The sequence below is a fragment of the Sediminicoccus rosea genome (genome assembly GCF_033547095.1).
Taxonomy (GTDB): domain Bacteria; phylum Pseudomonadota; class Alphaproteobacteria; order Acetobacterales; family Acetobacteraceae; genus Roseococcus; species Roseococcus rosea.
This window is the reverse complement of the sequence record NZ_CP137852.1, coordinates 4,573,963-4,597,415: the sequence shown is the minus strand read 5'-3', so window position 1 is coordinate 4,597,415 and position 23,453 is coordinate 4,573,963. Positions and strand designations below refer to the sequence as shown.

General features: G+C 70.4%; 25 protein-coding genes. 11 read left to right on the top strand and 14 right to left on the bottom strand.

What is annotated here, in order from left to right; all coding sequences use genetic code 11:
- Positions 1-54: 54 nt before the first annotated feature.
- The gene (locus R9Z33_RS22145; protein WP_318648746.1) at positions 55-1,023 is read right to left on the bottom strand and encodes a Bug family tripartite tricarboxylate transporter substrate binding protein; all 969 of its coding nucleotides are present in this window, start codon (positions 1,021-1,023) and stop codon (positions 55-57) included.
- A 97-nt stretch (positions 1,024-1,120) separates the two neighbouring features.
- Between R9Z33_RS22145 and R9Z33_RS22140 the strand changes: the two genes are divergently transcribed.
- The 3 genes from R9Z33_RS22140 to R9Z33_RS22130 are packed head-to-tail and all read left to right on the top strand — an operon-like array spanning position 1,121 to position 4,849.
- Positions 1,121-1,873 (top strand): maleate cis-trans isomerase family protein, encoded by a 753-nt coding sequence (locus tag R9Z33_RS22140; RefSeq protein WP_318648745.1) that lies wholly within the window; start codon positions 1,121-1,123, stop codon positions 1,871-1,873.
- A gap of 2 nt (positions 1,874-1,875) precedes the next feature.
- Complete coding sequence (locus R9Z33_RS22135) at positions 1,876-3,540, top strand: M3 family oligoendopeptidase (protein ID WP_318648744.1); 1,665 nt, start codon at positions 1,876-1,878, stop codon at positions 3,538-3,540.
- On the top strand, positions 3,533-4,849 hold the full coding sequence (locus R9Z33_RS22130) for a hypothetical protein (protein ID WP_318648743.1): 1,317 nt from the start codon (positions 3,533-3,535) through the stop codon (positions 4,847-4,849). Before R9Z33_RS22135 ends, R9Z33_RS22130 begins: the two co-directional genes overlap by 8 nt.
- Here the strand turns inward: R9Z33_RS22130 and R9Z33_RS22125 are convergent.
- Genes R9Z33_RS22125 through R9Z33_RS22115 form a run of 3 tightly spaced genes read right to left on the bottom strand, consistent with a single transcriptional unit; the run spans position 4,836 to position 5,807 of the window.
- A complete protein-coding gene (locus R9Z33_RS22125; protein WP_318648742.1) occupies positions 4,836-5,261 on the bottom strand; it encodes a DUF3830 family protein in 426 nt (141 codons plus the stop codon). The two genes, R9Z33_RS22130 and R9Z33_RS22125, sit on opposite strands and share 14 nt — an antisense overlap.
- Positions 5,262-5,310: 49 nt before the next feature.
- Entirely contained in the window at positions 5,311-5,631 is a 321-nt protein-coding gene (locus R9Z33_RS22120; RefSeq protein ID WP_318648741.1) for a DUF167 domain-containing protein, read from the bottom strand.
- Between the two features lie 11 nt (positions 5,632-5,642).
- On the bottom strand, positions 5,643-5,807 hold the full coding sequence (locus R9Z33_RS22115; RefSeq protein WP_318648740.1) for a DUF3309 family protein: 165 nt from the start codon (positions 5,805-5,807) through the stop codon (positions 5,643-5,645).
- Between the two features lie 139 nt (positions 5,808-5,946).
- Between R9Z33_RS22115 and R9Z33_RS22110 the strand changes: the two genes are divergently transcribed.
- A complete protein-coding gene (locus tag R9Z33_RS22110; RefSeq protein WP_318648739.1) occupies positions 5,947-7,260 on the top strand; it encodes an NAD(P)/FAD-dependent oxidoreductase in 1,314 nt (437 codons plus the stop codon).
- Positions 7,261-7,281: 21 nt separating this feature from the next.
- Positions 7,282-7,500, top strand: coding sequence for a hypothetical protein (locus tag R9Z33_RS22105; RefSeq protein WP_318648738.1), 219 nt, complete (start codon positions 7,282-7,284; stop codon positions 7,498-7,500).
- On the opposite strand, the gene R9Z33_RS22100 is transcribed toward R9Z33_RS22105, so the two are convergent.
- From R9Z33_RS22100 to R9Z33_RS22085, 4 genes are read right to left on the bottom strand one after another with little or no spacing between them, the layout of a single operon-like run.
- Positions 7,497-8,288 (bottom strand): enoyl-CoA hydratase-related protein, encoded by a 792-nt coding sequence (locus R9Z33_RS22100; protein WP_318648737.1) that lies wholly within the window; start codon positions 8,286-8,288, stop codon positions 7,497-7,499. The two genes, R9Z33_RS22105 and R9Z33_RS22100, sit on opposite strands and share 4 nt — an antisense overlap.
- A complete protein-coding gene (locus R9Z33_RS22095; protein WP_318648736.1) occupies positions 8,285-8,902 on the bottom strand; it encodes an isochorismatase family protein in 618 nt (205 codons plus the stop codon). The genes R9Z33_RS22100 and R9Z33_RS22095 overlap by 4 nt, the downstream gene beginning before the upstream one ends.
- Positions 8,899-10,095, bottom strand: a complete 1,197-nt coding sequence (locus tag R9Z33_RS22090; protein ID WP_318648735.1) for an FAD-dependent oxidoreductase — start codon at positions 10,093-10,095, stop codon at positions 8,899-8,901. Before R9Z33_RS22090 ends, R9Z33_RS22095 begins: the two co-directional genes overlap by 4 nt.
- A 42-nt stretch (positions 10,096-10,137) precedes the next feature.
- Positions 10,138-11,739 (bottom strand): EAL domain-containing protein, encoded by a 1,602-nt coding sequence (locus R9Z33_RS22085; RefSeq protein ID WP_318648734.1) that lies wholly within the window; start codon positions 11,737-11,739, stop codon positions 10,138-10,140.
- Between the two features lie 159 nt (positions 11,740-11,898).
- Here R9Z33_RS22085 and tcuA point away from each other — a divergent pair, with 159 nt between their 5' ends.
- The 3 genes from tcuA to R9Z33_RS22070 are packed head-to-tail and all read left to right on the top strand — an operon-like array spanning position 11,899 to position 15,372.
- Positions 11,899-13,296, top strand: a complete 1,398-nt coding sequence (gene tcuA, locus R9Z33_RS22080) for an FAD-dependent tricarballylate dehydrogenase TcuA (RefSeq protein ID WP_318648733.1) — start codon at positions 11,899-11,901, stop codon at positions 13,294-13,296.
- A 22-nt stretch (positions 13,297-13,318) separates the two neighbouring features.
- Positions 13,319-14,422: a tricarballylate utilization 4Fe-4S protein TcuB gene (tcuB, locus tag R9Z33_RS22075; RefSeq protein WP_318648732.1), complete on the top strand. Its 1,104-nt coding sequence runs from the start codon at positions 13,319-13,321 to the stop codon at positions 14,420-14,422.
- The gene (locus R9Z33_RS22070; RefSeq protein WP_318648731.1) at positions 14,419-15,372 is read left to right on the top strand and encodes a tripartite tricarboxylate transporter substrate-binding protein; all 954 of its coding nucleotides are present in this window, start codon (positions 14,419-14,421) and stop codon (positions 15,370-15,372) included. The genes tcuB and R9Z33_RS22070 overlap by 4 nt, the downstream gene beginning before the upstream one ends.
- 80 nt (positions 15,373-15,452) lie before the next feature.
- Here the strand turns inward: R9Z33_RS22070 and R9Z33_RS22065 are convergent, their stop codons facing one another.
- The 5 genes from R9Z33_RS22065 to R9Z33_RS22045 all read right to left on the bottom strand — a co-directional run bounded on the left by R9Z33_RS22065 (position 15,453) and on the right by R9Z33_RS22045 (position 18,916).
- On the bottom strand, positions 15,453-16,400 hold the full coding sequence (locus R9Z33_RS22065) for a beta-ketoacyl-ACP synthase III (protein ID WP_318648730.1): 948 nt from the start codon (positions 16,398-16,400) through the stop codon (positions 15,453-15,455).
- 6 nt (positions 16,401-16,406) lie between these two features.
- Entirely contained in the window at positions 16,407-17,504 is a 1,098-nt protein-coding gene (gene plsX, locus R9Z33_RS22060; protein ID WP_318648729.1) for a phosphate acyltransferase PlsX, read from the bottom strand.
- A 33-nt stretch (positions 17,505-17,537) separates the two neighbouring features.
- Positions 17,538-17,738, bottom strand: a complete 201-nt coding sequence (gene rpmF / locus R9Z33_RS22055) for a 50S ribosomal protein L32 (protein WP_318648728.1) — start codon at positions 17,736-17,738, stop codon at positions 17,538-17,540.
- 156 nt (positions 17,739-17,894) lie between these two features.
- Entirely contained in the window at positions 17,895-18,389 is a 495-nt protein-coding gene (locus R9Z33_RS22050; RefSeq protein ID WP_318648727.1) for a YceD family protein, read from the bottom strand.
- Positions 18,386-18,916, bottom strand: coding sequence for a ubiquinol-cytochrome C chaperone family protein (locus R9Z33_RS22045; protein ID WP_318648726.1), 531 nt, complete (start codon positions 18,914-18,916; stop codon positions 18,386-18,388). Before R9Z33_RS22045 ends, R9Z33_RS22050 begins: the two co-directional genes overlap by 4 nt.
- 89 nt (positions 18,917-19,005) lie before the next feature.
- Between R9Z33_RS22045 and R9Z33_RS22040 the strand changes: the two genes are divergently transcribed.
- The 3 genes from R9Z33_RS22040 to argF all read left to right on the top strand — a co-directional run bounded on the left by R9Z33_RS22040 (position 19,006) and on the right by argF (position 21,899).
- Positions 19,006-19,557, top strand: a complete 552-nt coding sequence (locus R9Z33_RS22040) for an outer membrane protein assembly factor BamE (protein WP_318648725.1) — start codon at positions 19,006-19,008, stop codon at positions 19,555-19,557.
- 192 nt (positions 19,558-19,749) lie between these two features.
- Complete coding sequence (locus tag R9Z33_RS22035) at positions 19,750-20,952, top strand: aspartate aminotransferase family protein (protein WP_318648724.1); 1,203 nt, start codon at positions 19,750-19,752, stop codon at positions 20,950-20,952.
- Positions 20,949-21,899, top strand: a complete 951-nt coding sequence (gene argF, locus R9Z33_RS22030; RefSeq protein ID WP_318648723.1) for an ornithine carbamoyltransferase — start codon at positions 20,949-20,951, stop codon at positions 21,897-21,899. The genes R9Z33_RS22035 and argF overlap by 4 nt, the downstream gene beginning before the upstream one ends.
- Before the next feature lie 6 nt (positions 21,900-21,905).
- On the opposite strand, the gene R9Z33_RS22025 is transcribed toward argF, so the two are convergent.
- Positions 21,906-23,453 carry a D-aminopeptidase gene (locus tag R9Z33_RS22025; protein ID WP_318648722.1) on the bottom strand — a complete coding sequence of 516 codons (1,548 nt, stop codon included), beginning with the start codon at positions 23,451-23,453 and terminating at the stop codon, positions 21,906-21,908.

The window sequence follows — 23,453 nt, the reverse complement described above, 5'->3', positions numbered from 1 at the left end:
GGCTCTGCTCCTGCCGGGTGGGAATGGGCAGGGTGGACCGGGCCGCGTCGCGCTTCAATCCGCGGTCGCGCCCGTGGCGCGCACCACCGGGGCCCAGCGTGCCGTCTCCTCCGCCATGAAGCGCGCGAAATCGGCACGGCTGGCGGAGGCGCGCGGCAGGCTGCCGCCGGCCGCGAGGCGCGCGGCGAGTTCGGGCTCGGCCAGCGCGGCGATGGTCTCGGCATGCAGCCGGTCGAGGATGGCGGCGGGCGTCTGCGCCGGGGCGACCACGCCGAACCAGCCGGTGGAGACGATGTCCACGCCGCCCTCGCGCAGGGTCGGCACCTCGGGGAAGGCCGCGATGCGCTCCGTGCCCGTGACGGCGAGCGGGCGCACGCGCCCGGCGCGGGCCAGTTCGGCCACGGCGCTGACCGACTGGAACAGCACCTGGATGCGGCCCTCCATCAGGTCCGTGTTCATCTGCCCGCCCGCATTGTAGGGGATGTGCTGCAGCTCGATCCCCGTCGCCTGGGCGAATTGCGCGCCGGCCAGGTGCTGCGAGGAGCCCGCGCCGACCGAGCCGAAATTGATCTGCCCCGGGCGCGCCCGCGCGAAGGCCACGAATTCAGCCAGGTTCGAGACCGGCAGCCCGGGCGGCACCACCATCATGTTGGGCACCAGCGCGAGCAGGCTGACCGGCGCGAAATCCGCCACCGGGTCGAAGGGCAGGTTGCGATAGAGGCTGCGGTTCACCGCATGGCTCGCGATGCTGGCCAGCCCCAGCACATAGCCATCCGGCGCCGCGCGGGCGACCAGCGTCATGCCGATATTGGTGCCGGCGCCCGGCCGGTTCTCGACCACGATCTGCTGCCCGAGGCGGGCGGCGAGGCGCTCCATCACCAGCCGCGCCGTCACATCGCCCGCGCCGCCCGCCGGCCCGGGCACGACGAAGCGGATCGTCCCCCGTGCGGGCCAGGCCTCCTGCGCTTGGGCCGCGAGCGGCAGCAGGGGGGCGGAGAGGAGGAGGCGGCGGAGCAGGTTCATGGTGAACCCGGAATAGGATGCGCGCCCCTCCGCCCGCAAGCGCGGCTTGTGCCCCGTCGCGCGGGGCGCGAGACTCGGGGCCCCGAGAAGAGAGGCGATGGCGATGCGTGACGTGCTGGGCTGGCGGAAGAAATTCGGCGTGATGGGCCCCTCCACCAACACGGTGGTGCAGCCGGACTTCGACATGATGCGCCCGCCCGGCGTCACCGCGCATTACAGCCGGATCTTCACGCCCAACGCCCATGCGGTGAGCAACGAGACCTTCCGCGCCGGCGCCGAAGTGATCGGCGCCAATACGCTCGACGCCGTGCGCAGCGTGATGACCTGCGAGCCCGACTACCTCGTGATGGGCATGAGCGCCGTGACCTTCTTCGACGGCGTGAAAGGCGCCGACCGCTTCGTCAGGAGCGTGGAGGAGGAGAGCGGCCTCAGGATCAGCGTCGGCTCGCATTCCTGCCACGCGGCCTTGCAGGCCTATGGCGGTGTCAAGCGCCTCGCCATCCTCTCGCCCTACTGGCCCAGCATGAATGCCGAGGTGATCCGCTATTTCGGCGACATGGGCTATTCGACGGTGCGGGACAGGGCGCTTCAATGCCCGCGCTGGACCGCCATCGCCGAGGTGACGCCGGCCGAGCTGGTGCCCGTGCTGCGGGAGCTGGACGGCGATGATGTGGACGCCATCGTGCAGGTGGGCACCAACCTCTCCATGGTGCGCCTCGCCGCGGCCGCCGAGATGTGGCTTGGCAAGCCCGTCATCGCGATCAACACCGCCACCTGGTGGCATGCGCTGCGCGCCAATGGCATCACCGACAAGATGGACGGCTTCGGCCGGCTGATGGCGGAGTTCTGAGCATGCGTTTCGACGAGATCACGGCGCCCACGCCGACGGAGGCGAGCCTTGCGGCCGAGGCCGCCGCCATCAACGCCCTGCTCGATGCGGGCGACCGCGCGGCGGCGGTCACGCAATGGGATGCTGCGCGGCGTGCGCATGACACCTGGTCGGCGCTGGTGCATCTGCGATTCGCGCAGGACACCGCCAATGAGGAGGCCAAGGCCGCCCGCGAATACGCCGACAAGCTCGCCCCCGTCGCCACCGGGCATGAGGTGGCGATCAAGCGCCGCCTGCTGGCCGATCCGGACCGCGCCGGCATCGAGGCGCTGGTGGGCGCGCATGTGCTGCGCCTGTGGGAGACGGACATCACCACCTTCGACCCCGCCATCGCGGCCGACCTGGAGGAGGAGGCCCGGCTCTCCGCGCGCTACACGGCGCTGCTCGCCTCGGCGAAGATCGCGCTGGACGGGAAGGAGCTGAACCTCTCCGGCCTCGCCCCCTATGCCGAGCATGCGGACCGCGCCATGCGCCACGCGGCCGAGGCGGCGCGCTGGGAGTTCTTCGCCCGGAACGGCGCCGAGCTGGACGAGATCTATGATTCGCTGGTGAAGCTCCGGCATGGCATGGCGGTGAAGCTGGGCGATGCGAATTTCATCCCGCTCGCCTATCGCCGCATGCGCCGCGTGGATTACGACGCGGCGGATGTCGCCCGCTATCGCGAGGAGGTGGTGCGCCATGTGGTGCCGCTGGTGGCGAAGCTGCTGGAGGCCCGCCGCGCCCATTTCGGCTGGGACCGCCTGCGCTACTGGGACGAGGCCCTCATCGACCCCGCCGGCAACCCGGCACCCATCGGCGACCACGACACGCTGGTGACCGCCGCGCAGACCATGTTCGACCGGATGGACCCGCGCCTGTCCGACTTCTACCGCCTGATGCAGGCGGGCGGCTTCCTTGATCTGAAGAACCGGCCAGGCAAGGCGGGGGGCGGCTTCTGCACCTCCTTCCCCACGGTCGGCGTGCCCTTCATCTTTGCGAATTTCAACGGCACGCATCACGACATCGGCGTCTTCACGCATGAGATGGGCCACGCCTTCCAGTGCTGGGAAAGCCGCCATTTGCCGGGTATCGACCAGCTCTGGCCCACCATGGAGGCAGCGGAGATCCACTCCATGGGCCTCGAATTCCTGACGCATCCGCAGATGGGGCTGCTGGTGGGCGAGGCGGCGGCGGACCGGTTCCGCCGGATGCACCTGATCTCCTCGCTCGCCTTCCTGCCATATGGCGTCTGCGTGGACCACTTCCAGCACGAGGTGCACGCGAACCCGAACGCGACCCCGGCCGAGCGCCACGCCATCTGGCAGCGGCTGGAGCGGCTCTACATGCCCTGGACCGACTATGGAGACCTCGCCTACCCCGCCAAGGGCGGGCGGTGGCAGGCGAAGCAGCACATCTACAACAGCCCCTTCTACTACATCGACTACACGCTGGCGCTGTGCTGCGCGATGCAGTTCTGGGTGAAGTCCCGCCACGACGCGCGGGCCGCGCTGGACGACTATGTGGCGCTGTGCGCCCGCGGCGGCTCGGCCCCCTTCCAGGAACTGGCGCATGGCGCGGGGCTGGTCTCGCCCTTCGCGGAGGGTGCGCTGGCCGAGGTGGTGCGGGAGGCGGAAGCGGCGCTTGGCTAGGATTCCGCTTGCGATTCTGCTCGGCGGGCTGCTGCTGGTCTGGCCCGCCGCGCTGAACCTCTATCCGCTCGTCTTCGTGGACAGCTTCACCTACATCCGCCAGACGACGATGGGCGTGCCGCCCTGGGACAAGTCGCTCACCTATGGTGCCGCGATCCATGCGCTGCATGGGGCCTGGTCGCTCTGGCCGGTGGCGCTGGCGCAGGGGCTGCTTGCCTCCTGGCTGCTCTGGCTGACGCAGCGGGCGCTGCGCGAGGCGCCTGGGCCCGGGGCGCATCTGCTGGTCTGCGGCGGGCTTGCGGCGCTGACTTCCGCACCCTGGTTCCTGGCGACGGTGATGCCCGATGCGCTGACGGCGCTTGGCCCGCTCTGTCTCTTCCTGCTGGGCTTCGGCCGCCTCTCACGGATCGAGATGCTGGCGGTCGGCCTCCTCGGGGCGCTCGCCATCTCGGGCCACATGGCGCATCTGCCGCCCGCCCTGGCGTTGGTCGTGATGACGGCGCTGCTGACGCGGCGTCTGGCCCCCGTGCTGCGGGTGGCCGCGCCGCCGATGCTCGCGCTGCTGGTGTTGGCGAGCGCGAATTACGCCGCCTTCGGCCGCTTCGCGCCCTCGCCGCATGGCGCGATCTTCCTGCTGGCACGGTTGCAGGATGACGGACCCGCGCTGCGTCTCATGCAGGCGCGCTGCCCAGAGGATCCGGGCTGGCGGCTCTGTGGCTTCCTCGATCGCCTGCCGATGGATGCGGAGGATTTCCTCTGGGGCATAAGCCCGATCAACAGCGAGGCCGATGGCAGCCTGCGCAAGCTGGGCGGCCTGCGCGCCGTTCCCGAGGCGCGAGAGATCGTGGGCGCGACGATCGCCGCCTATCCGGAGGAGGTGGCCTGGGCCATGCTCCGCAACGCGTTGCGCCAGCTCACCCTGTTCCGCGTCGGCGACACGCTGGTGCCCACCTCGCTCTTCAGCACGCGCGAGGTGATCGAACATGGCTTCCCGGCGGCCGAGTTGGCGCGCTTCGATGCGGGGCTGCAGGCGCGCGGCCTGCTGCCCGCGGCGGCGGCGCCCTTCCTGCCCATCCATCTTCCGGTGGTGCTGCTGGCGCTGCTGCTGGCGCCGTGGCTACTCTGGCGCGCCGCGCGGGCGCGGGATGTGCCGCGCGCCGCCCTCATCCTCTTCGCGCTCGTCGCCATCGGCGGCAATGCCGCGGCGACGGGCGCGCTCTCCAAGCCGCTGAACCGCTATGAGGCGCGGATCATCTGGCTGCTGCCGGCCGCCGTGGGCTTGGCGCTGCTGCCCCTCAGGCGGCGCTGAAGGTGATGTCCTTCGCGCCGTCCCACAGGACCGAACGGCACACCTTCGCCAGGCGGTCGAGATCGGCCGTGATGGTCAGGAAGTGGTTGCCGGCCAGCTGCCCGGCCTTGCTGGCGAAGCAGCAGGGGCCATAGGCCACCAGGATCTCCGTCTCGCTCACCGCCCCGGGGATGCCGCCCGGATAGACGATGATCTGCCCCGGCGCGGGGTAGCTCGTCGCGTTCTCATAGCCAATGGAGAGGTCGCGCTCGCCCATCGGGATCCAGCAGGCCTCGCCGCTCCAGCGGACATGGATGATGCGGTCCTTGTAGGGCACCAGGTGGCGGAAGCGCGCCACAGTCTGCGGCGCGGCCTCGGTCTCGAAGCGCGCCTGGAAGATGTCGCCGCCGATATTGATGGTGATGTCGCTCACGATCCTGCCCTTTGCTGGAGTTGTCGGCGGAAAAAGCACGGAGCGCGCCTCAGGTCGAGGGGGTGATCCAGGCCGTGACGCGCCGGGCCAGTTCGGCGCCGTCGCCCGCCAGCAGCAGGCGCTTCACCCGCGCCCGCTCGCCCGCGAGCAGGCGGATGTCGGATTTGCGCAGCCCCAGCGCGCGGGCCAGGAAGGCGATGAGCGCCGCATTGGCCGCGCCTTCCACTGGCGGGGCAGAGAGGCGCAAGCGCAGATGCGTTCCCGCATCCGGCGTGGTCGCGACGCCATCCAGCCCATCCCGCCCCGCGCGCGGGGTGAGGCGGACGACGAGCCGCAGCCCCTCGGGCGTGACCTGGAAAGGTTCCGCCAATCATTCCCCCGTCAGATGCGTCCCAACACCATCAGGATGACGACGATGATCAGGACCGTGCCCAGCACGCCGATGCTGCCATGGCCGAAGCCGTAGCCATAGCCACCGAAGCGGCCGCTGAACCCGCCCAGCAGCGCGATGATGAGAAGGATGACGAGGATGGTGCCGATGGGCATGGCGCGGTCTCCGGGTTCTGGCGCGTGAGGACCCACGCGGACCATCAACGCCTGGCCGCCCCGCAAGGTTGCCCCCGATATGTTTTTTGCCTGCAACGATGCCGGGCGTTACGCTGCCCTGGGCATAAGGGGGCTTGGCATGGCTGATCCGCACCGCATCGTCATCGTCGGAGGGGGCGCCGGCGGCCTCGAACTCGCCACCCGCCTCGGCAATCGCTACGGGAAAGGACAGCGCGCACAGGTGACGCTGGTGGAGCGCAGCCGCACGCATCTCTGGAAGCCGTTGCTGCATGCGGTGGCGGCGGGCAGCCTGGATCGCGCGCAGCATGAGCTGAACTACCTGGCCCAGGCGCATTGGCACCACTTCACCTACCGCTTCGGCGAGATGGTGGGCCTCGATCGCGCGGCGAAGGAGGTGCTGCTCGGCGCCATGCTGGACGAGGAAGGGCGCGAGATCACGCCGGCGAGCCGCCTGGCCTACGACACGCTGATCATCTCGGTCGGGTCCGTCACCAATGATTTCGGCACGCCCGGCGCCGCGCAGCACGCCATCCCGCTGGAGACGCTGGATCAGGCGAGTCGCTTCAACCGCCGCCTGGTGAACGCCTGCCTGCGCGCCAACGCGCAGCCCGAGCCGGTGCGGCCCGGGCAATTGCATGTGGCGATCATCGGCGCGGGCGCGACCGGCACGGAGCTGGCCGCCGAACTGCACCGCACCGTGCGCGCCGTCGTCGCCTATGGCCTCGATCGCATCCAGCCCGAGCGCGACATCCGCATCATGCTGGTGGAGGCGGCGCCGCGCATCCTGCCCGCCCTGCCCGAGCGCATTTCGGCCGCGACCAATGACCTGCTCGCGAAGATGGGCGTCGAGGTGCATGCCGGCACGCGCGTGGCCGAGGTGCGGGCCGATGGCGTGGTCCTGGCCGATGGCGGTTTCCTGCCCGCCGAGCTGACGGTCTGGGCGGCGGGGGTGAAGGGCGCGGATTTCCTGAAGGACATCGGTGGCCTCGAAACCAACCGGATCAACCAGCTCAAGGTCCTGCCCACGCTGCAGACGACGCGCGACGAGAGCGTCTTCGCGCTGGGCGACTGCGCCTCCTGCCCGCGCGAGGGGTCGGACCAGCCGATCCCGCCGCGCGCCCAGGCGGCGCACCAGCAGGCCAGCCACATGTACAACCAGATCGAGCGTCTGCTCGACGGCAAGCCGCTCGAGCCCTTCGTCTATCGGGATTTCGGCTCGCTCGTCTCGCTCGGAAAATACAGCACGGTGGGCAGCCTGATGGGCTTCCTGGTGGGCAAGTCCATGTTCATCGAGGGGTATTTCGCGCGGCTGATGTATCGCTCGCTCTACAAGATGCACCAGACGGCGCTGCATGGCAGCGCGCCCACCGCCTGGCGCAGCCTGGCCAGCCTCGTCTCGCAAAGGGCGGAGCCTGGTGTCAAACTCCACTGAACCAGAAAGGGGAGGGGAGGCATGGACCGCAGGATGCGGCAGTTCGGCATCGTCGCGACGGCCATCGGCAGTGTTGGCGTCGTCATCTTCGGGCTGCTGCTGGTGCAGGTGATGGATGACCCCAAGGCCCGCACCGCCGGGCTGAAATGGGGCTTCATCCTGATGTCGCTGCTGGGGGGTATGGGCGTCTTCGCGCTCAGCATGGCGCTGGGCAAGCGGAAGTCGCGCGCGGGGGATTAGCGGCCGGTGAAGCGCGGCGGGCGGCCCTCGCGCCGGGCGGCGCGGCCCTCGGCGTAATCGGCGCTGTCGTAGCAGGCGTCGGCCAGCGCCTGGGCGCGGGCCAGGTCTGGCGGGCCGTCGCGTCGCGCGATCTCGCGGAAGGCGGCCTTGGCGGCGCGCAGCGAGAGCGGTGCGGCCGCGGCGATGTCGCTGGCCGCCGCCTCGGCCGCTGCCAGCATCGCGGCCCGATCGGGCAGCATTTGCGTGACGAGGCCCATCCGCTCCAGCTCGGCGCCGGCGAAGCTGCGCCCGGTCAGCACCATGCGCCGCGCGGTGGCGAGGCCGGCCACATCCACGAGCTTCGCGATATCCTCCAGCCGGTAGGGCAGGCCCAGGCGGACGGCGGGCACGCCCATGCGCGCCTCCTGGCTCGCGAAGCGCATGTCGCATTGCAGGGCGAGCTCGAGCCCTGCGCCCAGGCAATGGCCGTGGATGGCGGCGATGGCGGGCTTCTCCAGCGCCGCCATGCGTTCCGCCACCGCGCGCTGGAGCGCGTTGTAGGCGGCGGATTGCGCGGCATCGGCGCGGATCGCCTCGAATTCCGAGATGTCGTTGCCGGTGCAGAAGGCCCGATCGCCCGCACCCTGGAGCAGCAGCACGCGGATGGCGGGGTCGTCCTGGACCTGGTCCAGCAGGCCGGGCAGCGCCTGCCACATGGCGGCGGTGATGGCGTTCATCCGGCGCGGATGGTCGAAGGTGAGGCGCGCGATGCCGGCCGCGACCTCCAGCGTGACGCGCGCCTCGTTCACCCCAGCGCCTCGATCTCGGCCCGCGTCATCAGGTCCGCGTATTTCTGGCCCATGTCGAAGAGGTTGGCCTCATGCGGCGCGATGGCGCGGTCGCCCACGCAATCCGTCGCCACGATGGTGCGGAAATCATGCTGCAGGGAATCGACCACCGTCGCGCGCACGCAGCCCGAGGTGGTGCAGCCTGCCACGATCAGCGTGTCCACCCGTCGCATCGTCAGGAAGCCCGCGAGATTCGTGTCGAAAAAGGCCGAGGCGCCGCGCTTGCGCACCACGAGTTCGCCCGGCGCGGGCGTGAGTTCCGGGATGATCTGCGAGAGCGGCGAATGCTCCGTCAGCTTCAGCAACGAAGGCGCCTTCAGGGTGAAGACGCCCGCATCCGAGCCATCTTCGGCATAGACCACGCGGGTATGCGCGACCGGCCAGCCCTTGCGCCGCGCATGGGCGAGCAGATGGACGGTTTCAGCGATGGCGGGGCCGATATTTCCGCCGCCGAATTGCGACGGGTCGGCGAAGCCCACCACATAGTCCACGATGACCAGCGCGGGCGCGACGCCGAAGCCCGCACGGCGGCCGAGGCCCTGGCGGGCGTAGATTTCTTCATCGGTCTCGGTCATTCGATGGCCTCCAGGTCACGCAGGCTTTGGATCATGCTGGTGCGCAGCAGATGCGCGCGGTGTCGCGCCGGATCGGCCACCGTCGCGCGCAGATCGTCGAGGAAGGCCTGGCGCACCGCCGGGTCCTTCTGGTTCAGGATGGAGCGGTTCCGCAGCGCCTGCTGCTGCACGACCTCCAGCGCCACCTTGCGCCGCTGCCGCTCGTAGCGGCCCATCGCCGCCAGCGGCGCGCCGCGCCAGACGGCGGCAAGCTTCTCCGCCAGGTTCAGTGCGTCATGGATGCCGCCATTCATGCCCATGCCGCCGAGCGGATTGTTCACATGCGCCGCATCGCCCGCGAGGAAGACACGGCCTTCCACATAGCGCTCGGCCACGCGCTCATGCACGCGATAGGCGGTGCGGTGCGTAATCTCGTAGGCGCCGCCCTTGGACAGAACCTCCTGCATGCGCTGCTCGATCCGCGCATCGGAGAGCATGACCTCCTCCGGCTCGTTCGGGTCGGTCGGCAGCAGCAGGCGCCAGAGGTTGCGGTTCCGCAGCAGCACGAACCACTCATCCGGGTCGCTGATATAGGCGATGTTGGTGAGGTCCTCGATCGCGTCGTGATAGGCGAAGGGCGTGGAGAGCGTCAGGTAGATCTCGGGGATGGTCTGCCCCTCGAAGCCGATGCCAAGGCTCTTGCGGATGGCGCTGCGCGCGCCGTCGGCGCCGATGAGGAAGCGGCCGGCCAGTTCTTCCCGATGGCCGTCCGGCCGGCTGATGGTGAGGCGAACGCCGTCCTTGTCCTGCGTCACGCCGAGCGCGCGCGCGTCGTAGATGAACTCCACCGCCGCATTCGCCGCCAGGCGCTCGCGCAGCAGGCGCGTGAGCCGCCATTGCTCGCATTGCAGGCGGTAGGGGTGGCGCGTGTCATCCGCGATCATCGCGTGGTCGAAGGTGGCGATGGGCCCCTCGGCACGGTCGCGGAACTGCCAGGTGGGGCAGATCAGGCCGTCCGCGATCAGGCTCTCCACCACGCCGAAGCGCTCCAGCATGTCGAGCGTGGGCGGGTGGAAGGTGCTGGCGCGCATGCCGTCCGGCAGGTCGCGCTCGGCCTCGATGATGGCGACGGGAATGGCCTCGGCCGCCAAGGCCGCGGCGGCGACAAGGCCGACCGGCCCCGCGCCCACGATGAGAACACGATCACGACTCATGCGGACGAGCCTAGGGCGCTGCGCCCGGGCCTGGGAAGCCCGTCAGCCCCAGCTTTCCTGCTTTCCGCTGCGTCGCGCCACTGCCACCGTCTGGGGCTTCGGCAGGGGGCCGGGGCGGCCGAAATGCCAGCCCTGGCCGAGATGCACGCCAAGCCCGCGCATCATGAGCGCCATCTCTTCCGTCTCGATCCGCTCGGCCACCACGCGGGCGCCCACGGCGACGGAAAGATCCACCATGGAGGCAACGAAGCTGCGGTCCCGCTCGCTGCGCATCGCCGCCTCGACGAAGCTGCCATCCACCTTCACATAGTCCACGCGGAAGGCTTTGAGGTAGCGGAAGGCCGCGGCGCCCGCGCCGAAATCATCGAGGCAGACCGGGATGCCGCGCGCGCGCAGGCTTTCGAGCGTGGCGGCGGCTGCGGCCTCCTCCTCGATCTCGGCGCTCTCGGTCAGCTCCACCATCAGGCGCTGCCCGGCGGAGGGATGGGCCGCGATCAGCGCGTCCAGGCTCTTGCGGAAGGCCGTGCTCTGGAGCGACAGGCCGGAGATGTTCACCGCGATGCGCTGCGCCCCGGTGAGTGCGCTGGCCGCCTGCAAAGCGACCTCGGTGACGGCGAGGTCGAGTTCCTCCGTCAGGCCGACCGTCTCGGCCAGGGTGACGAAATCCTGCGGGCCCGCATCGGCCCCCAGCAGGCCACGCTCGGGGCGGAGCAGCGCCTCGTAATGGTGCAGGGCGCGCTCGCCGAGGCTCATGATGGGCTGGTAGTCGAGGTGGAAGCGCCGCTGGGCGATGGCCCTGCGGATGGTGCCGGCGCGCGCGGTGATCTGCTCGACGAAGCCCGAGAGCCCGTTGCTGAAGCCCTCCTCGAGCAGCCCGGCGGCGCCGGCGCGGGTGAAGGTGGCCAGCCCATGCCGCAATGCCCGGACGGCCTGGACGGGCGAAAGCGCGCCCCCATCCAGCTGCAGCATGCCGCCGCTCACGCTGCCCCCTTGTCCCTGCTGCCGCAGCAGGATCTCGAGGCGTTCGGTCACGGCGGCGATCTCGGCCGCGCTGGCTCCGGCGGCGGAGAGCAGCCCGTAGCGGCCCGGCGCCAGCTCCGCCGCCATGTTGCCGGCCTGGCCGGTCAGCGCGGCGCGCATCTCCGCCGTCATCGGGCCCGACACCTCGATGAGGCCGAGCCCGCCCGCGCCTTGGCCCGGCCGGCGTAGCCGCGTCTCCGCTTCGCGCAGCAGCGCCACGGCGGTGGGCGTGGCATCGGCCGCGGGATCGAGCGGGATGGGCACCGGGCCCATGGAAAGGCACAGCCGCGGCGGCTCGCCCGGCAGGGCCAGGTGCAGGCCGGAAACGACGAAGGGCGTCTGTTCGGCATTCGCGAGGCGGATCACGGTGGGCGAGAGGCGGCCGCGCTCGGGCATCAAGGCCAGGGCGGCGGCGAAGCTGCTGCGATCGGGCGCGGCGATGAGGGCGGCGAGGTCCTGGCCCATGAAGCTTTCCGGCGCGGCGCCGAAGCGCACGCGGAAGGCGCCGGCGGTGAAGGCGATCTGGCCTTCCAGGTTGGTCTCGACCAGCATGTCGGCGCCGGCGAAGGCGAAGGCGACGAAGCGCTCGCGGTCGCCCAGGGGGCGGCGGGCGGCGGTGCTCATGCTGTGGTCTCCGCGGCTTCCGGCATGATGTTGCTTTCGAGGCGTGGCGTCCGGCTCCTGCGGCGCCCCGTGGCCTTCATGGGCCCGCGATGGTGAATCGGCGCTTAAGCGGCCGGTAGGCCGCTGGACAGGCGCGGCCCGCCGCGCATATGCAGTCATATGGTTGAATTCACACGTCTCTGGGACGTCCTGGTGGTGGGCGGCGGAAATGCGGCGCTCTCGGCCGCGATCACCGCGGCGCGGGCCGGCGCCAGCGTCATCGTCGCCGAGCATGCGCCGAAGGCCATGCGCGGCGGCAACTCCCGCCACACGCGCAACCTGCGCGCCCTGCACCCCAAGCCGACCGACGTGCTCACCGAGAGCTACCTCGAGGAGGAATACTGGGATGACCTGCTGCGCGTGACCGGCGGCCGCACGGATGAGGCGCTGGCGCGCATGTGCATCCGCGCAAGCGAACATGCGCCCGGCTTTCTGCGCGATTGCGGCGTGGTCTTCCAGCCGAGCCTGTCAGGCACGCTCAGCCTCTCCCGCACCAACGCCTTCTTCCTGGGCGGCGGCAAGGCGCTGGTGAATGCGCTCTACCGCACGGCCGAGAAGCTCGGCATCACCATCCTCTACGACACCGAGGTGCAGCACATCGCCATCGAGGAGGGCTTCGCGCGGGAGGCCATCGTCTCCTGGCGGGGCTTCCCGCAGCGCATCCGTGCCAAGGCCGTCATCGCCTCGGCCGGCGGCTTCCAGGCGAACCGCGAGTGGCTGCGCGAATACTGGGGCGACGCGGCGGACAATTTCCAGATCCGCGGCACGCCCTATGCCCAGGGTCGCGTCTTGCGCGACATGCTGGCGAGCGGCGTTCAGGAGGTCGGCGACCCCACGCAGTTCCATGCCGTGGCCAATGACGCGCGCGCGCCAATGGCCGATGGCGGGCTCGCCATGCGCCTCGACTGCGTGCCCTTCTCCATCGTCGTGAACAAGGACGTGGAGCGCTTCTATGACGAGGGCGAGGATGTCTGGCCCAAGCGCTACGCCATCTGGGGCCGGCTGATCGCGCAGCAGCGCGACCAGCGGGCCTTCGCCATCACCGACAGCCAGGCGCTGCACAACTACCTGCCGAGCGTCTTCCCGCCGATGAAGGCGGACAGCATCGCTCAGCTCGCCGTCATGCTCGACCTCGACCCCGCCAAGCTCGAGCGCGTGGTGGCCGAATACAATGCGGCGGTGCAGCCCGGCACCTTCCACGGCAACAAGCTGGATGATTGCCGCACCGAGGGCCTCGCCATCCCCAAGAGCCACTGGGCGCGACGCATCGACACGCCGCCCTTCTACGGCCACCCGCTGGCGCCGGGCATCACCTTCACCTTCCTGGGGGTGAAGGTGAATGATCGCGCGCGGGTGATGATGGCCGATGGCAAGCCCTCGGGGAACATCTTCGCCAGCGGCGAGATCATGGCGGGCAACATCCTGGGCCAGGGCTACCTGGCCGGTTTCGGCATGACCATCGGCACCGTCTTTGGCCGCATCGCAGGCGAGGAGGCCGCGAAAATTGGAAGGAATTAACCGCCCCCCTGCGCCCGGCGGCATGACCGGCACGGAGAGCGAAGCCACCATCGAAGCGCGGCGGCAGATGGAGATCTGCAACGCCTGCCGCTACTGCGAGGGCTATTGCGCCGTCTTTCCCGCGATGACGCTGCGGCGGGAGTTCACGACGGGTGACCTCACGCATCTCGCGAACCTCTGTCATTCCTGCAAGGGCTGCTACCACGCCTGCCAATATGCGCCGCCGCACCCCTTCGGCATCAACGTGCCGGAGACCTTCGCGACGATCCGTGCGGAATCGTATGCCGAATACGCCTGGCCACAGGGCATGGGCCGCGCCTTCGAGCGCAACGGCACGCTGGTCTCGCTGGCCGCCTTCCTCTCGGTCACGCTGGTGCTGCTGCTGACCATGGCGCTGCAGGACCCGGCCATCCTCTACACCGCGCAGACCGGCACGGGCGCCTTCTTCCGGGTGATCCCCTATTGGCTGATGGTGGGCATGGCCTCGCTCAGCTTCGGCTATGCGCTCTTCGCCATGGGGATGGGCGCTGTGCGCTACTGGCGCGGCACGGCGCCGGGCGCGGGGCAGAAGCCCATCACGGCGGGGCCGGTGGCCGAGGCGGCGGTGGACATCCTGACGCTGCGCAACCTGGGCGGCGGCGGGCATGGCTGCAACGACCTGGATGACAGCTTCGCCCAGGCGCGGCGGCACCTGCACCACGCCATGTTCTACGGCTTCATGATGTGCTTCGCGGCCACCAGCGTGGGCGCCTTCTACCATCATTTCATGGGCTGGAAGTCGCCGCATGCCTTCCTGAGCCTGCCCGTGCAGCTCGGCACCTGGGGCGGCGTCCTGCTGTGCATCGGCACGGCCGGGCTGCTGTGGGTGAAGACGGTGACGGACCCCGGCCCGGTGGCGAAGCGCCTGCTGGGCGGGGAATACGCCATGCTGGCGCTGCTCTTCCTGATCAGCAGCACGGGCCTGCTCTTGCTCGCGATCCGCCATACGGGCGCGATGGGCGTGATGCTGGCCATCCATCTCGGCCTCGTCCTCGCCTTCTTCCTGGTGATGCCCTACTCGAAGATGGTGCACGGGGTGTATCGCGGCCTGGCCCTGCTGCGGAACGCGCAGGAGAAGCACAAATGATCGCGCGCCGTGCCGCCCTTGGCCTGCTGGCGCTGCCAGGGCTGGCCCGGGCGCAGGGCCGTCCCATCCGGTTGATCATCCCCTTCACCGCCGGCGGCAGCAACGACATCGTGGGCCGCATCCTGGCCGAGGGCATGTCGGCGCGGTTGGGCCAGCCTATCGTCATCGAGAATCGCGGCGGCGCGGGCGGCATCCTGGGCAATGACATCGTCGCCAAGGCGGCGCCCGATGGCACCACCATCCTGCTCGCGGGCAGTGGCTCCTTCGTGATCTCGAGCCTCGTGCATCCGCGCGTGCCTTATGACGTGGCGAATGGCTTCGCGCCGATCGGCCTGCTGGGGGCGGCGCCCAATGTCATCGCGGTGCACCCCTCGGTGCCGGCGGGCAACCTGGCGGAACTCGGCGCCTTCGCGCGCGGCAAGAACCCGCCACTCACCTTCGGCACGCCGGGCGCGGGCACCACGGCGCATGCGCTGGGCGCGATGATCGCACTGACGCTCGGCTTCGAGCTGGACGCCATCCATTACCGCGGCACGGCCCCCGCGCTGACCGATGTGGTGGCCGGGCGCGTACAGATGATCACCAATGCGGCGGCGCCCTTCCTGCCCTTCCTCTCGGCCGGGACGCTGCGCGCCATCGCCATTGCCGGGCGCCAGCGCGCCTCCATCCTGCCGGAGCTGCGCACCTCCTTTGAGCAGGGCTTCCCGCAGATCGACAGCGCCACCTGGTATGGGCTGCTGGCGCCCGCCGGCACGCCGGTGGAGGCGACGGCCCGCCTGCATGCCGCGATGAACGCGACGCTGGCCGACCCGGTGGTGCGCTCGCGCCTCATCGAGAATGGCGTCGAGCTGGAAACGAGTCCGACTCCCGCCGATTTCGGGCGCTTCGTTGCGAGTGAGCGTGAGCGCTGGGCCGTGATCGTGCAGCGGGCGAATCTGCGGGCGGATTAGGGGCCCCGACCAAACTCCACCTCAGAGAATGGTCGCTGCGCCTCCAGGATCCGGGCCTCATAGGCCCGGTGTCTGAGGGCCTAAAACCTAACCAGCGCCCCGCCCCAGGTGAGGCCGCCGCCGATGGCTTCCAGCAGCACCAGGTCGCCGCGCTGGATCCGGCCGTCATGCACCGCCTCGGCCAGCGCCAACGGCACGGAGGCGGCGGAAGTGTTGGCGTGGCGGTCCACCGTCACCACCACGCGCTCACGCGGCAGGCCGAGCTTCTTGCCCATCGCCTCGATGATCCGGATGTTCGCCTGGTGCGGCACCAGCCACTGCACATCCTCGCGGCCGATGGAATTCGCTGCCAGTGCCTCGTCCACCACGGCGGAGAGCTTGTTGACCGCGTGCTTGAACACCTCGCGCCCCGCCATGCGCAGCGGGCCCGCGGTGCCCTCCACCAGCAGGATGTCACCATGGCGCCCATCGGCGTGCAGGTGGGTGGAGAGTACGCCGCGCTCGCCCTCTTCCGCGCGCAGCAGCACCGCGCCCGCGCCGTCGCCAAAGAGCACGCAGGTGCCGCGGTCGGTCCAGTCGAGGATGCGCGAATAGACTTCGCTGCCGATGACGAGCAGGGACTTCGCCTGGCCCGCGCGGATCATCGCATCCGCGACCGAGAGGGCATAGACGAAGCCCGTGCAGGCGGCCGAGAGGTCGAAGCCGAAGCCGCGCGTCATGCCCAGCAGCGCCTGGATGCGAACGGCGGTGGAGGGGAAGGCATGGTCCGGCGTGGCGGTGGCGACGATGATGCCGTCCACCTCATCAACGGCGGCGCCGGCATGGGCCAGCGCCTTGCGCGCGGCCTCGGCGCCGAGCGAGGCGCAGCTCTCATCCGGCCCGGCGAGGTGGCGCTGGGTGATGCCGCTGCGCTCGCGGATCCAGGCATCGCTGGTGTCCAGGCCGAAGCGGGCCGCCAGGGCGTCATTGTCCAGCACATTGGGGGGCAGATGGCCGCCGCAGCCGGCGATCACGGAACGAAGCGTCAAGGCGGATCAGTCCTGCTGAGCGGTCACGGCCGACGGATCGGCCTCGGAGCCGGTCATGGGCGGCGCATGCGTGGCGAGGCGCGAGAGGCCCTCGCGGATGTTCTGCGTGAAGCCGTGCGTCACCATGTCCATCGCCACGTCCATGGCATGGGCGAAACCCGTCGCGTCCGTACCGCCATGCGACTTCACGACGACGCCGTTCAGGCCGAGCAGGATGGCACCGTTGTAGCGGCGTGGGTCCATCCACTCGCGCAACCGCTCCAGCGCAGGCCTTGCCAGCAGGTAGCCGGCGCGGGCCGGGATGCTCGAGGTGAAGACCTGGCGCAGCAGGTCGCGCATCAGCTTCAGCGCGCCCTCGCCGGTCTTGAGCGCGACATTGCCGGTGAAGCCATCCGTCACCACCACGTCCACGGTGCCGGCGGCGATGTCATGCCCCTCGACAAAGCCATGGAAGTTGATGCCGGCATGGCCCTCGCGCAGTACCTCGGCCGCCTGGCGCACGCGGTCATCGCCCTTCAGCTCCTCGGAGCCGACATTGAGCAGGCCGATGGTGGGGTTGGGCAGGCCGAGCACGGCGCGGGCGAAGGCATCGCCCATGATGGCGAATTCGACGAGGTTGCGCGCATCGCACTGGATGTTGGCGCCAAGGTCGAGCATGACCACGTCGCCCCGCGCGGAGGGGGTGATGGCGGCCAGCGCCGGGCGGCCGATCTCGGGCATCGTCTTGATGACGATCTTGGCGAGCGCCATGAGCGCGCCCGTGTTGCCGGCGGAGACGACGCCCGCCGCCTCGCCCTTGGCCACCGCGTCGATGGCGAGGCGCATGGAGGAGTTCCGCCCCTGGCGCAGCGCCACGGTCGGCTTCATGTCGCCCGGGATCGCGTCCGGCGCGTGGCGGATGACGCAGAGCTTGGCGGCGCGCGGCCGAGTCTTCAGCCCTTCGCGCAGCCGCGCTTCGTCACCCACGAGCAGGAACTGCGCCTTGGGGTGGCGCTCCGCCGCGAGGTCCAGGCCGTCGAGGACGCTGTCGGGGGCATGGTCGCCGCCCATGGCGTCAACGGCGAGGGAAAATCGCCGCAAAGCCCCCTCGGAGGGTGCCGCCATGTTCACGCGCGGATCGCCCCACCCGTCATCGGCTTAGCCGCGAACCACGCCCTTCAGCGCATCAGCGGCCGCGACCTCACGGCCGTCATAATGACCGCAGGAGGAGCAGACATGGTGCGGGCGCTTCAGCTCGCCGCAGTTCGAGCACTCCACATGGCCTTCCTTCGCCAGCGCCAGGTGGCTGCGGCGCATGCCGCGGCGGGAAGGGGAGACTTTCTTCTTCGGGACGGCCATGGAGCCAGCCTTTCAACGGGTAGGGGACCGCCCGGACAAGCGCCGGTCGGTCCTGGCAAGAGACGGGGCGGGGTGCGCCCAAGGGATAACGGCCGCTGCGGGCAAGCGGCAGCAGGGAGGGTGGGCGATTAGCACCCATTCTTCCCCTCGCGCAACCTACCCTTGCGGCTTCAGACGCAACAGCTTTGCAAAGGGGCTATGCGCGGCGTCCTTGTCCGCATTCTCGGGCATGGCCGCGCCGGGCGCGCGCGGATAGGGGTCGAGGGCGAGCGACAATTGCTGGGCCAGTGCCTCGCCAAGGTCGGCCACGCCCTGCTCGGTCTCGATGTCGTCCGGGTCATCCTCGCCATCGGAGGGCTCCATGCCCTCGGGCAGCAGCCGCCAGGCGATGGGCTCCCGCACGGATTGCCGGATCGGGACGAGGGTGATGCCGCAGGCCTGCTCCAGCTCGGCCGTCAATTCGCCCGTCACCTGCACCTCCCCTTCGGCGCCCGGGGTGAGGCGCAGGTCGGCGGCCAGGCTATGCAGGCTCAGCAGTTCGAAACGGCGGGCCAGCGCGGCGCGTTCCTCCGCCCCGGCCTCGAGGTGCAGGCGCTGCCCGGCGGCGGGCACATGGGCCAGGGGCAGGCGGTGGCTGAACTCGGCGCTCATGCGAAATGCACCTGGCCCCGCAGCAGCGCCTCCAGCTCTTGCCCGGCCAGCAGGGCGGAGACCCGCTCGGCATGGCGGGCGAGCTCCGTGCCGGCGCCCTCGGGGGCGGGCTCCTTCACCCAGATGTTGCGTTCCAGCGCGGCGGCGAGGGCAGCGGTGTCGCCCTGGTCCAGCGCCTCGGCATAGGCGGTGGCGCGGCCATGGAAGCCCTCCCACAGCATCTTCACCCGCTTGCCGACGCTGAGGTCGCCGATTCCCATCTCGCGCAGGTTCACGTCCATGTCGGCGAACATCGCGTCGAAGACGGCCTGGCCCAGGGCGTCGGCGGTCTTGTCGGTGGCGGCGCGCAAGCGGCGGATCAGCAGGCCGACATGCAGGCAGACCAGCTCATACCGCCCCGCCGTGGTGTCGGGCACGCCAAGCTCGGCATAGAAACGGGGCGTCCGGGCGGCGCCGACGGCGGCCGCGTAGAGCTCGAAGCCGGTCCGCTCATGCGGGCGGCGCCGGAACAGGCCGAAAAGGCCCATGATGCGGAAAATCCTGACAAGAGCCCCCGGGCGGGGCGCGCCGTTCAGGCGCATTGACCACGGGGGCAGGGTGGCGTTAAGCCCGGGACATGGCCCGTCACCCAGCCTTGGTCAACATCCGAATCCTGACCCTCCTGGCGCTGCCGGCATTGGCCGGCTGCGCCTACCTGCCGCCGATGCCCGAGCGCCCGCGCGACGTGTTCACCACGCCGATCGTCAATCGCGGCCATCCGGTGACGGAGGACCAGATCGCGCAGATCACCACGGGGGTCTCCACACGGGCCGACGTGCAGGCGCTGCTGGGCAGCCCGAGCCAGACCAGCACCTTCTCCGACAACAGTTGGTATTACATCAGCGGCGTCACGCAGCTGCGGCCCGCCCGCAGCATGGCGCTGCGGTCCCAGCGCGTCGTCGCCATCGATTTCAACCCGGCCGGCACAGTCGCCGAGATCCGGCAGCTCGACTTCACCCAGGGCGACATGCCGCGCGTGAACTTCGTCGAGCGCGAGACGCCGAGCCCGGGCAATGAGCGCACGCTGATGCAGGCGCTCTTCGGCAATGTGGGCCGGATCGGGCCCAATCCGTCCGGCAATGCCGGCATCCTGCCCGCCGGCGGTCCGGTGGCCGGCGGCGGCCGCTAGGGCGCGACGCGTCGAGGCGGAATCGCCGAAACGCTGGATCATCCGCTCGACAATGTCAGGACCATGCGGAACGAACACAGCGTCGTCTGAGGCCGCTGTCGCCAGCCAAGGCTTGATTCCCGGCGGTTTTCCGTCATGCTGGCGGTTTCCGCCCGCATGTCGCGGCCGGATGTTCCACAGGAGCGCTGAAGCGTGATCCCCGCCCTGATGCCGACCTACAACCGTGCCGACCTCGCTTTCGAGCGGGGTGAGGGCGCCTATGTGTGGACGGATGCGGGGCGACGATTCCTCGACTTCGGCTCCGGCATCGCCACCTCCTCGCTCGGCCACGGCCACCCGCACCTGGTGAAGGCCATCGCCGAGCAGGCGGCGCGGGTGATGCATGTCAGCAACCTCTACCGCGTGCCCCAGGCCGAGAAGCTGGCCGCGCGGCATGTCGCGGCCTCCTTCGCCGACAGCGTGTTCTTCTGCAATTCCGGCGCGGAAGCCAATGAGGGCATGGTCAAGGCGGTGCGGAAGTACCATGCCGAGAACGGCCATCCGGAGAAGTTCCGGATGATCTGCTTCGAGGGCGCCTTCCACGGCCGCACCCTCGCCATGCTGAGCGCCACGGGCAACGAGAAGTACCTCGCGGGCTTCGGCCCGGCCGTCGAGGGCTTCGACCATGTGCCCTTTGGCAACATGAACGCCGTCCGCGACGCCATCACCCCCGCCACCGCCGGCATCATGATCGAGCCGGTGCAGGGCGAGGGCGGCGTCCGCCCGGCCGACCTGCGCTTCCTGCGCGAACTCCGCGCCGTCTGCGACGAGTTCGGGCTGCTGCTGGCGCTGGACGAGGTGCAGACCGGCATGGGTCGCTCAGGCAAGCTCTGGGCGCATCAATGGGCCGGCATCGAGCCTGACGTCATGTCCTCGGCCAAGGGCATCGGCGGTGGCTTCCCGCTCGGCGCCGTGATGGCGAAGGAGGCGGTCGCCAAGCACCTCAAACCCGGCACCCACGGGACCACCTATGGCGGCGGGCCGCTGGCCTGCGCCGCGGGCAATGCTGTGCTGGACGTGGTCCTGGCCCCCGGTTTCCTGGATCAGGTGGACCGCGTGGCGCGTCACCTCTGGCGCGGCATGCTGGCGCTGGCCGAGCGCCATCCGCGCGTGATCCTGGGCGTGCAGGGCGCCGGGCTGCTGCTCGGCCTGCGCCTGGTGCCGGAGGTGAGCAACGGCGCCATGCAGGCGCAATGCGTGGAGGAAGGCCTGCTGACCGTCGCGGCCGGGATGAACGTGCTGCGCGTGGCGCCGCCCCTGATCATCACCGAAACCGAGGTGGATGAGGCGCTCGCCGCCCTCGACCGCGCCTGCCTGGCCCTCACGCCCGCTGAAGCGCTGGCGCCCGCCAAGTGAGTGCCTTGTTGAAGCCGACGGCCGGGGGCGGCGAAGGCCCCCGGCACTTCCTGGAATTGATGGACCTCGACGGCCCCACGCTCCGGCACATGCTGGAGCTGGGCAAGAAGGCGAAGCGCGGCGAGGTGCCGGGCCAGCCGCTGGCCGGCAAGACGGTGGCGCTGATCTTCGAGCTGCCCTCCACGCGCACCCGCGTCAGCTTCGAGGTGGGCATCCGCCAGCTCGGCGGCACGCCGCTCGTGCTCACGGCGCGCGAGATCCAGCTGAACCGTGGCGAGAGCGTGAAGGATACGGCGCGCGTGCTCTCGCGCTACGTGGACGCCATCATGTTGCGGACCGCGGATGTCTCGAACATCCGCGAACTCGCGGCGCATGCCACGGTGCCGGTGATCAACGGGCTGACCAACATCAGCCATCCCTGCCAGCTCATGGCCGATGTGATGACCTTCGAGGAGCATCGCGGCGCGATCGCCGGCCAGGTCGTCGCCTGGACGGGCGATGGCAACAATGTGGCCCAGAGCTTCATCCAGGCCGCGGCGCGCTTCGGCTTCACGCTGCGCATCGCGACCCCGCCCGAGCTGGCGCCGCCCGCTGAGCTGATCGCCTGGGCGCGGCGCGAGGGCGCGCAGATCGAGCTGACGCATGATCCCGTCGCCGCGGTCCAGGGCGCCCGCTGCGTCGTGACCGATTGCTGGGTCTCGATGAGCGACGAGAAGGATGGCGAAACGCTGAGCCGGCATAACCTGCTGGCGCCCTATCAGCTCAACGGCGCGCTGCTGAAGCAGGCGGCGCCCGATGCCATCGTCATGCATTGCCTGCCGGCCCATCGCGGCGAGGAAATCACCGACGAGGTAATGGACGGCCCGCAGAGCGTCGTGTTCGACGAGGCGGAGAACCGGCTACACGCCCAGAAGGGCGTGCTGCTCTGGGCGATGGGCCTGGACTGACCGGCCTCAGGCGCGGCGCTGGTAGTCCAGCCCGCGTGCCAGCCAGCAGCCGATCTGCACGCCGCTGACCTGCCCCGCCTCGCGGCGGAAGGCGAGCGTCCAGTCCCCCGGCGGCGCGTGATCCAGCGCGCGCGGGCAGGGCAGCGCCCAGAGATCGGGGCCGATCGGCTCCAGCATCTCCATCCGCCCCTGGCCCACCGGCCCGGCGAAGCCGCCATAGGCGACGCCGCCCGCCGAGGTCACCAGCAGTTCCGCGTCCAGCTCGGCGCAATGGTAGTGCCCGGCGATGTCGCGGCTCGCCGTGCCTTCGCAGGGGATCAGCCGCGCGCGGTGGTTTTCCTGCGGGCGCTCCATCCATAGCCCGTCGGGGCCGGCATGCAGCCGGGTGCGGGCCGACCCGGCCGAGCCATCCGGCTGGAGGTCGAGCTTTTCCGCCCCATGGCCAAAGCGCAGCCGCAGCTGGCCGGGGGCGGCAAGGTCGATGCGCGCCGAAAGCCCCGTCTCCGGCTCGCGATAGCTGCCGAGCCAGGTCGGGGCGGGCAGGCCGGCGTCGGGCTGCGGGCGCGTCTCGCCCAGCACTGCGGCCAGCGCATCCAGCGCGGCGCCGGCCGCATCCCCCATGTGGTTGAACAGGACGACGATGGAGAGGCGCTCGGCCGCCACATGCAGGCGGTGGCTGCGCCAGCCGCGCAGCGCGCCGCCGTGGCCGGTGAAGTCCCGCCCGAATTCCCGCCCGCGCGCCAGGCCGAAGCCGTAGGGGGCGGGCGCGCCACCGGCGAAGGCCACGGGTGCGCTGAGCCGGTTGTAAAGCCCTGCCGGGTCGTCGCGCGTCGCATCCACATGGCGTTCCCAGGCGATCATGTCGTCCAAGCTGGCGCCGAGACCGGCATCACCGGTCCAGAGGATGCGGTTCTCCGCCGCGCGGAAGCCGGTGGCTTGGCTGCCCTCGTAGCCTTCCGTGCCGTCCGGCATGGCGCGCGTGTCGGCGGCGAGGAAGGCCGTCGCCATTCCGGCCGGCTGGAAGAGGTGGCGGGCGAGAAGTTCCGGGAAGGACCGGCCGGTTTCCGTCTCGAGCGCGTCGGAGAGCAGGCGGAAATTCTGGTTGCAGTAGGAATAGCGGGTGCCCGGCGCGAACTGCAGGCGGCGCGTGGCGGCGATCAGCCGCGCGGCCTCCACGTCGCCGAACGGCGCTTCCACGGGCGAGCCGAGCAGCATGGCCACCGCCCAATAGTCGCGCAGGCCCGACTGGTTATGCGCGAGGTGGAGCGCGCCGGGGGCTGGCCCCTCCAGCAGGGGCAGCCGCGCCCGCACCGCGGCGTCCAGCGCGGCGGGTTCCGCGCCCGAGGCCAGCATCGCCCCGCAGGTGAACTGCTTGGTGATGGAGCACATGCGGAAGAGGCTGGCGGGCGTGAAGGGGATGCGCCGCTCGGCATTGGCGTAGCCCCAGGCGTGGCGCACGAGCACCTCCCCCGCGCGGAGGATGGCGATGGCGCCGCCCGGGCCCGGATGGGCCCGCGGCAGGGATTCGAGCAGGGAGTCGAGGCGATCTTGCAT

What these genes read in the sequence shown, in the direction of transcription:
- R9Z33_RS22145 (WP_318648746.1), bottom strand. Translation starts at nt 1,023, where the DNA reads ATGAACCTGCTCCGCCGCCTCCTCCTCTCCGCCCCCCTGCTGCCGCTC.
- R9Z33_RS22140 (WP_318648745.1), top strand. Translation starts at nt 1,121, where the DNA reads ATGGCGATGCGTGACGTGCTGGGCTGGCGGAAGAAATTCGGCGTGATG.
- R9Z33_RS22135 (WP_318648744.1), top strand. Translation starts at nt 1,876, where the DNA reads ATGCGTTTCGACGAGATCACGGCGCCCACGCCGACGGAGGCGAGCCTT.
- R9Z33_RS22115 (WP_318648740.1), bottom strand. Translation starts at nt 5,807, where the DNA reads ATGCCCATCGGCACCATCCTCGTCATCCTTCTCATCATCGCGCTGCTG.
- R9Z33_RS22110 (WP_318648739.1), top strand. Translation starts at nt 5,947, where the DNA reads ATGGCTGATCCGCACCGCATCGTCATCGTCGGAGGGGGCGCCGGCGGC.
- R9Z33_RS22105 (WP_318648738.1), top strand. Translation starts at nt 7,282, where the DNA reads ATGGACCGCAGGATGCGGCAGTTCGGCATCGTCGCGACGGCCATCGGC.
- R9Z33_RS22095 (WP_318648736.1), bottom strand. Translation starts at nt 8,902, where the DNA reads ATGACCGAGACCGATGAAGAAATCTACGCCCGCCAGGGCCTCGGCCGC.
- R9Z33_RS22090 (WP_318648735.1), bottom strand. Translation starts at nt 10,095, where the DNA reads ATGAGTCGTGATCGTGTTCTCATCGTGGGCGCGGGGCCGGTCGGCCTT.
- R9Z33_RS22085 (WP_318648734.1), bottom strand. Translation starts at nt 11,739, where the DNA reads ATGAGCACCGCCGCCCGCCGCCCCCTGGGCGACCGCGAGCGCTTCGTC.
- tcuA (WP_318648733.1), top strand. Translation starts at nt 11,899, where the DNA reads ATGGTTGAATTCACACGTCTCTGGGACGTCCTGGTGGTGGGCGGCGGA.
- tcuB (WP_318648732.1), top strand. Translation starts at nt 13,319, where the DNA reads ATGACCGGCACGGAGAGCGAAGCCACCATCGAAGCGCGGCGGCAGATG.
- R9Z33_RS22070 (WP_318648731.1), top strand. Translation starts at nt 14,419, where the DNA reads ATGATCGCGCGCCGTGCCGCCCTTGGCCTGCTGGCGCTGCCAGGGCTG.
- plsX (WP_318648729.1), bottom strand. Translation starts at nt 17,504, where the DNA reads ATGGCGGCACCCTCCGAGGGGGCTTTGCGGCGATTTTCCCTCGCCGTT.
- rpmF (WP_318648728.1), bottom strand. Translation starts at nt 17,738, where the DNA reads ATGGCCGTCCCGAAGAAGAAAGTCTCCCCTTCCCGCCGCGGCATGCGC.
- R9Z33_RS22050 (WP_318648727.1), bottom strand. Translation starts at nt 18,389, where the DNA reads ATGAGCGCCGAGTTCAGCCACCGCCTGCCCCTGGCCCATGTGCCCGCC.
- R9Z33_RS22045 (WP_318648726.1), bottom strand. Translation starts at nt 18,916, where the DNA reads ATGGGCCTTTTCGGCCTGTTCCGGCGCCGCCCGCATGAGCGGACCGGC.
- R9Z33_RS22040 (WP_318648725.1), top strand. Translation starts at nt 19,006, where the DNA reads ATGGCCCGTCACCCAGCCTTGGTCAACATCCGAATCCTGACCCTCCTG.
- R9Z33_RS22025 (WP_318648722.1), bottom strand. Translation starts at nt 23,453, where the DNA reads ATGCAAGATCGCCTCGACTCCCTGCTCGAATCCCTGCCGCGGGCCCAT.